Genomic DNA, 6,494 nt, shown 5'->3' with positions numbered 1-6,494 from the left:
CCATAGAGCTGGAAACCTTCGTGCCAGTCCATGCGCAAGGCGACGGTGAGATCGAGATGGCCGAGCGCGCCATTGGCGAACTCGGTTTCGACGAACCAGCAATATGCGCCGAAACGCTTGTTGAGGCGCGCCCGCACGGCGGTGATCTCGCCGGCGAGGAAGCGCGCCGTGTCGACGAGATGCGAGCCGTGCGCCAGCATGAAATATTGCCTGAGATCGGCTTTCGGGTTGCCGGCCGGCTTCCGCGCCAGCTTGCTGGTCACCGGCAGCGGCTGCACCGCGTCGGTGTTGGTGTAGCGATGCGTGGAATCGCAATACCAGGCCTTCAGCGCCAGGATCTCGCCCATCTCGTCGCGGACGAAATCGCGCGCCGCTTCCAGCGCCGGATCGAAGCGCTTCATGTGCCCGACCTGCAGCACCTTGCCCGAGCGCTTGACCGCTTCGGCCAGCTTTTCGCCTTCCTCGACCGAGACGCCGATCGGCTTTTCGCACAGCACATGCTTGCCGGCCTCCAGCGCCTTGATAGACATCGGTACGTGATAGGCATCCGACGTGGCGACGATCACTGCTTCCAACTGCGGGTCTGCGAGCATCTCGTCATAGTCGCCATACATTCTTTCGGGCTCGTAGGTCGCGCCCATGCGCGCGAGCAGATCGGGCGCGGCGTCGCAGATCGCATAGAGGTCAGCACTGCTTGCCTTCGCGCAGGATTCCAGATGCGCGAACTGCGCGATCGGCCCGCAGCCGAGCACACCGACACGAAGGCGACGGTCTTTCTTGCGGATCATCGTCTCAGGCTCCGTATCCGCGCATGGTCTGGCGGTTGGTCTTGACCGCGCCGGCTGGATCGGCGGCGGCGGTCTCGGATTCCTCCTCCAGCACCAGCCAGCCGTTGAAGTTGGGCGCCGCGCTCGCGATCTCGATCACCTTCGCCGTGTCGCAGACGCCCTTGCCGAGCATCGCCCAGGTGCCGCCGGCATCGACATCCTTCAGGTGCACGTAGCGGATGCGGTCGCTATAGGTGGTGAGCGTGTCGGCCATGTCCTTGTGGCCGCGCAATATGTGCCCGGTGTCCGGCACCCAGCCGACCAGCGAGGCGTCGAGCAGGGAAAAGATCCGGTCGTAGTCTGCGCGGTCGAAGAGCAGCGTGTTGTGGTGCGAGCTTGGATGCACCGCGACCTGGACGCCGGCTTTGCGGCCGATCTCGCCGGCCTTGTTATAGACTTCCGCCGCAATGGCGAACTTGTCGTCGCGAGGCCCGTCGGAGACGACGGTCGCAGAGCCCATCGAGACAAGCGCGCCCGGAAAGGCCGCGGCAAAGTCGATCCATCGCCTGGCGGTTTCGAGGTCGGCGCCGATCTGGTCCTTCAGCGTGAAGCCGCTCTTCGAACCGAAGGCGAAGGAGACCAGCGTCAGGCCGGAGGCCTTCAGCGCGGCGGCGAATTCCGCCGGCTGGCCGGCATAGCGGCCGATCATCGTGTCGGTGATCTCGATGCCGGCATAGCCGCCATTGGAAATGGCCTTCAGGAGATCGTCCGGGCCTCCGGCAAAACGGTCTCCGAGCATTTCCCAGGTGAAGGTCTGGCAGCCGACTTTGAGGTCTTTCACGTTCATCCTTTCAATCCTTGATACCGCCCATTCCGTGATGTCGTTCTGGGTCTTCATGGGATGGACATCTACTTGACCGAGCCCGCGGTCATCCCAGCGAGGAAGTACCTCTGGGCAAGAAGGTAGATGAGCAGGAGCGGCAGCGAGCCGAGCACGCTCATCGCCATCATCTGGTTCCATTCGAAAGCGTGCTGCCCCATCAGCAGCTGGATGCCGATCGGGACAGTGCGCATGGAGGTCGACTTCGTCAGCGTCAGCGCGAAGAGGAACTCGTTCCAGCACAACAGGAAGGTATAGACCGAGGTCGCCACAATGCCGGGAAGCGAGATCGGGACGATCACCCGCCAGAGTGCGGTCCAGCTGCTGCCGCCGTCGACGGCGACGGCCTCGTCGAGATCGCGCGGCAAGGTGTTGAGATACCCGGTCATCAGCAGGATCGCGTAGGGCAGCGTGAACACCAGGTAGGTCACGATCAGCGCGATATAGGTGTCGAAGATGCCATACGAGACGACGAGCCCGAAGAAGGGGATCAGAAGCGTGATCGGCGGAATCGTCTGCGTGCTGATGATGAGCGTGTTCAGGCTGCCCTTGCCGCGGAAGTTGAAGCGGCTGAACCCATAGGCTGCCAGCAACGCGATCAGCACCGTCAGCACGGTCACCGCTCCGGCCACGAAGTAGCTGTTGAAGAAGAAGCGCAGTTTTACTGGGTCGCCAAGGATGGCCGCATACGCTTCCAGCGTGAACGCCTTCGGCAGGATGGTTGGCGGCAGGGCAAAGATTTCGGTATTCGATTTGAACGAGCTGCTCAGCATCCAGTAGATCGGGAATGCCGCGAAAAACAGCCCGGCGGCAAGCGCGACATGCAGCGCGACGGTGATCAGCCGGTCTTTCGGCGTGTGCCTTTTCCTCATGGTGACTACCGAGCCTTCTGATAGCGGATGTAGAACAGTGTCAGGCCAAGAGAGATCAGCAGGATGATCACGGCGCTCGCCGCCGCCTGGGACAGGTTGTAGCTCGAGAACGCCAGCTTGTAGGTGTAGGTGCTCAGCACCTCGGTCGAGTAAATCGGACCGCCGCCCGTCGTTATCCAGATCAACGGGAAGACCTGCATGGTCCAGATGAAATCGAGCAGCGAGATGCTGATGATGATCGGCATCAACTGCGGAATGGTGATGAAGATCAGCTTCTGGTAGGCCTTCGCGCCATCGATATCGGCGGCCTCGTAGAAATCCTTGGGAATGCCCTGCAGGCCTGCGAGCAGGCTGACCATGAAAAGCGGGTAGCCCGCCCAGATATTGGCGAAGGTGACGGCGTGCAGCGCGGTCTCGGGCGAGGAAAACCACTCGACCTTGGAACCGATGATGCCCAATTGCATGAGGATGCTGTTCACCACGCCGTTGGGCTCGAGCAGCAGGCGCCAGATCACCGCGATGATCACGGCGGTGAATAGCCAGGGCAGGATGTAGAGCACGCGCAGGACATTGCGCAGCGTCGGATTGATGCGGTCGCTGTTCAGCATGAGCGCGAAGATCATGCCGATGGTCATGTGGAAGATGACGCTCATGCAGGTGAAGTAGAGCGTGTGCCACAGCGAAGCCCAGAACACGGGATCGGCAAAGATCGCCTGGTAATGTTTCAGTCCGGCAAAGGACGGGTCGCGCCGCAGTACCGCGCTGTTCTGGAACGAATAGCCAATCACCGTCACCATCGGCAGCAGCATCAGCAGGCCAATGATGATGAGCGAGGGCGACAGGTAGAGATAGGGTGCGACCGCTCGTTTCAGCCTATGGTGGGAGCGCTTCTGCGGGGTCATATGCCAACCTTGGGACACGCCTTCAAGAGAAGGGGAGCTTCGGAAACGGGTCCGTCTCGCATTGCCGATGCGTTGTTGCCGGGAGGCCTGCCCGAAGTCAGGCCGCCCGGTAGAGATCGCAAAACAGGCCGATCAGAATTTCGCTATCCAGCCCTTTTGAGCATTGGCCGCGGCTTCTTCCGGAGATTGTTCGCCGGCGAGCATCTTCTGGGCTTGCACGTCGAACTGGGTCATCAGGTCTTCCGCCACCGGCAGGCCCGTGAACTCATTGGCAAGATAGCCGGTCTTGAAGATTTCGAAAGCCTTGCCGAAAGCCTTGTCGGAAGTCACGAAATCGGGCTTGGCGTTGACGTTGCCGGGGAAGGCGTTGGCCAGCGACACGAGCTTGGCGTTCACCTTTTCACTCATCAGGTATTGGACGAGCTTCCACGCCTCCTCCTGATGTTTCGAGCCCGCGGAGATGCCGATGCCCCAGGAGGCGTATGGCAGGCCGCGCTTGCCGCTATAGTCCTCCACGACCGGGACCGGGATGAGGTCGAAGTTCAGCTTGGGATTGCGTTGGCGGATGAGGTTCACATGCGCGAGCGAGTCGATCATCATCCCGACCCGGTCGTTGACGAATTCCTCGACCTTTTCCTGTTCGGTCTTGGTGGCGATGCCGGGCGAGATGGTGCCCGCGTCATTGAGCGATTTGACGAAGGTCAGCATATCCACCACCGGCTTTGCCTCGAGAGCCGGCTTGCCGTCAGCCATCATCGATTGACCCGATGCCCAGACCCACGACGTCATGTCGTTCTGGACACCGGACGGCGTTTGCAGCGACAGCGGCAGCACCCAGCCATACTGGTTCTTGTCGGCATGGGTCATCTTCTTGGCGGCTTCGAGGAACTCCGCGCGGGTCGACGGCAGCTTGGTGACGCCCGCCTTGGCGGCGAGGTCCAAATTCACGAACACCGGATAGACGAACGAAGCCACGGGAAACATCACCGCTTTGCCGTCCACCTTGATGATGTCCGCGACCTGGGCTTTGTCGAAGCCGCTCGCATCCATCATCGGGTTCATGTCGGCCAGCGCGTTCTGCGCGTTCAAATTGTTGACCCAGGCGCCGTCGAGACCAACGACGTCGCTAAGCGTTCCCGTCGCGGCACCAACCGAGATCTGGTCTCGCGTGGTCGCATAGGGGCCGCTGACCAGCGTCACCTTGATCCCGGGATTCGCGGCCTCGAATTCGTCCATGATTTTCCGCAAGGAGCCTGCGGGCAGCTCAGGCTCCCACCACTGGGTGAACTCCAGCGTGGTGTCCGCCATGGCGCCGGTTGCGCCAAGCAACCAGGCGGCCGCGGCCATTTTCAGCATCGCGGGTTTTATCCGAAACGTCATTCTCTCCTCCTTCTTTAAGATCGGCCGCACAATGCGGACGATCGTCTGGTTCATTCAGAAGTCTTCATTCGCAGGCGCCTCGCTCTCGCCTGCCGGCTCTGCCGCAGTCCTTCAGATCGCCAGATGCGTCTCGGGATCGAAGAAATGGAGCTTGGTATCATCCACGGCCAACCGGATTTCCGAGCCGGAGTGGATGGCGCTGGTCGGCTCGAATCTCGCCACCGCGTTCGATGCCAGGCCATAATCCTCCACCGCGTCCGGATCGCCGGAGTCCACCCGGACCGCGTCGATGTTCAGGTGGACGATATGTTCGGAGCCGAGCTCCTCGATCGAAGTCACCTTTGCCGGTATCGTCTGATACTTGCGGCCGGATTCGAGGCTGCTGTCATAGAGATCCTCCGGCCGTATGCCGAACACGATCTTGCGGCCCTCATAGGACCTCAGGGCGGGCCTGCCAACGAAAGCTGCATCCTGCAGCCGGATCGCGAAGTCACGAAAAATGAGCTCGCCGCCCTTCAGGGTCGCTTCGAAAAGGTTCATCGACGGGGAACCGATGAAGCCGGCGACGAAGGCGTTCACCGGCGATTCATAGAGCCTCTTGGGTGTATCGACCTGCTGCAGCACGCCGCCCTTCAACACCGCGACCCGGTCCCCCATCGTCATCGCTTCGATTTGGTCGTGAGTCACATATATGGTCGTGACGCCGAGCTGCTTTTGCAGGCTGGTGATTTCGGCGCGCATCTGAACGCGCAGTTTCGCGTCCAGATTGGAAAGGGGCTCGTCCATCAGAAAGGCGGCGGGCTCGCGCACCATGGCGCGGCCCATGGCAACCCTTTGACGCTGCCCGCCTGAAAGGTTCGCGGGTTTGCTGTCGAGCAGCGACGTCAGCTGAAGGGTTTTGGCGATCTCGTCCACGCGCTTCTTGCGCTCGGCCTTCGGCTTGCCAGCCAGCCGCATCGAAAAGGCGATGTTTTCGAACACCGTCATGTGCGGGTAGAGCGCGTAGCTCTGGAAGACCATCGCGATGTCGCGGTCCTTGGGCGGCATGTCGACGACGTCGACGCCGCCGATGCGAAGACTGCCGCTCGTGATGTCCTCCAGTCCCGCGATCATCCGCAACGCAGTGGATTTGCCGCAGCCGGACGGGCCGACGAGGATCAGGAACTCGCCGTCCTCGACCGACAGGTTCAATTGGTCGATGGCGTGAAAATTGTTCCCGTAGGTCTTGCAGATATTCTCAAGAATGACTTCTGCCATCTTCCTCCTCCACAAGTCTCAGTTCGACCGCTGACGGAGCGTTCGTAGATGTCAGAAGTTTCGTGACCTGGTCGTTGGTGGGCAGCGCTTCGCGCCCACCACGCCCCGTTACGGACAGGGCTGCCGCCGCGGCCGCGAACGCCACCCGGCCTGCGGTGTCGGCCCCGCGCGTCAATGCATGGGCATAGGCGCCATGAAAGCAGTCACCGGCGCCGGTCGAGTCGACGACGTCAACCCGGTGCGGGGGCAGGTGCCAGAGCCCTGTCTCGTCGCGCCCGCGATAGTAGACGCCCCTGCCGCCATCGGTCAGAACCACGGCGGACCGCGACGGCAACCACAATGCATCGAGCATCTCGGCCGGCGATCGGCGGCCTGTGGCAGTCCGCGCAAAGCCGAGGGGAAGAATGAGATGGTCGCATTGCGCGATCAGCCGCTC

General features: G+C 61.7%; 7 protein-coding genes. All 7 read right to left on the bottom strand.

Features of this window, described 5'->3' with window-relative positions; translation table 11 throughout:
• The coding region (locus tag EN742_RS19755; RefSeq protein WP_148670163.1) for a Gfo/Idh/MocA family oxidoreductase at positions 1-788 on the bottom strand (788 nt) is incomplete at its 3' end.
• 4 nt (positions 789-792) lie between these two features.
• Positions 793-1,614 carry a sugar phosphate isomerase/epimerase gene (locus tag EN742_RS19750; RefSeq protein WP_127422401.1) on the bottom strand — a complete coding sequence of 274 codons (822 nt, stop codon included), beginning with the start codon at positions 1,612-1,614 and terminating at the stop codon, positions 793-795.
• Between the two features lie 62 nt (positions 1,615-1,676).
• Positions 1,677-2,519, bottom strand: coding sequence for a carbohydrate ABC transporter permease (locus tag EN742_RS19745; protein WP_126056131.1), 843 nt, complete (start codon positions 2,517-2,519; stop codon positions 1,677-1,679).
• 5 nt (positions 2,520-2,524) lie between these two features.
• Entirely contained in the window at positions 2,525-3,421 is an 897-nt protein-coding gene (locus tag EN742_RS19740; RefSeq protein ID WP_126056130.1) for a sugar ABC transporter permease, read from the bottom strand.
• A gap of 132 nt (positions 3,422-3,553) precedes the next feature.
• On the bottom strand, positions 3,554-4,801 hold the full coding sequence (locus tag EN742_RS19735) for a sugar ABC transporter substrate-binding protein (RefSeq protein ID WP_128333174.1): 1,248 nt from the start codon (positions 4,799-4,801) through the stop codon (positions 3,554-3,556).
• Between the two features lie 111 nt (positions 4,802-4,912).
• Positions 4,913-6,058 carry an ABC transporter ATP-binding protein gene (locus tag EN742_RS19730; RefSeq protein WP_126056128.1) on the bottom strand — a complete coding sequence of 382 codons (1,146 nt, stop codon included), beginning with the start codon at positions 6,056-6,058 and terminating at the stop codon, positions 4,913-4,915.
• Positions 6,039-6,494, bottom strand: a 456-nt coding sequence (locus EN742_RS19725; protein WP_245492358.1) for a PfkB family carbohydrate kinase, incomplete at its 5' end; no start/stop codon positions are given. The genes EN742_RS19725 and EN742_RS19730, both read right to left, overlap by 20 nt.

Origin of the sequence: Mesorhizobium sp. M4A.F.Ca.ET.020.02.1.1 (assembly GCF_004022645.1) — a bacterium.
Classification (GTDB): domain Bacteria; phylum Pseudomonadota; class Alphaproteobacteria; order Rhizobiales; family Rhizobiaceae; genus Mesorhizobium.
The sequence above is the reverse complement of the archived record's forward strand: the minus strand, read 5'-3'. Positions and strand labels throughout refer to the sequence as shown.

Coding starts and splice junctions, on each gene's coding strand:
- EN742_RS19730 (WP_126056128.1), bottom strand. CDS start 6,058: ATGGCAGAAGTCATTCTTGAGAATATCTGCAAGACCTACGGGAACAAT.
- EN742_RS19740 (WP_126056130.1), bottom strand. CDS start 3,421: ATGACCCCGCAGAAGCGCTCCCACCATAGGCTGAAACGAGCGGTCGCA.
- EN742_RS19745 (WP_126056131.1), bottom strand. CDS start 2,519: ATGAGGAAAAGGCACACGCCGAAAGACCGGCTGATCACCGTCGCGCTG.
- EN742_RS19735 (WP_128333174.1), bottom strand. CDS start 4,801: ATGACGTTTCGGATAAAACCCGCGATGCTGAAAATGGCCGCGGCCGCC.
- EN742_RS19750 (WP_127422401.1), bottom strand. CDS start 1,614: ATGAACGTGAAAGACCTCAAAGTCGGCTGCCAGACCTTCACCTGGGAA.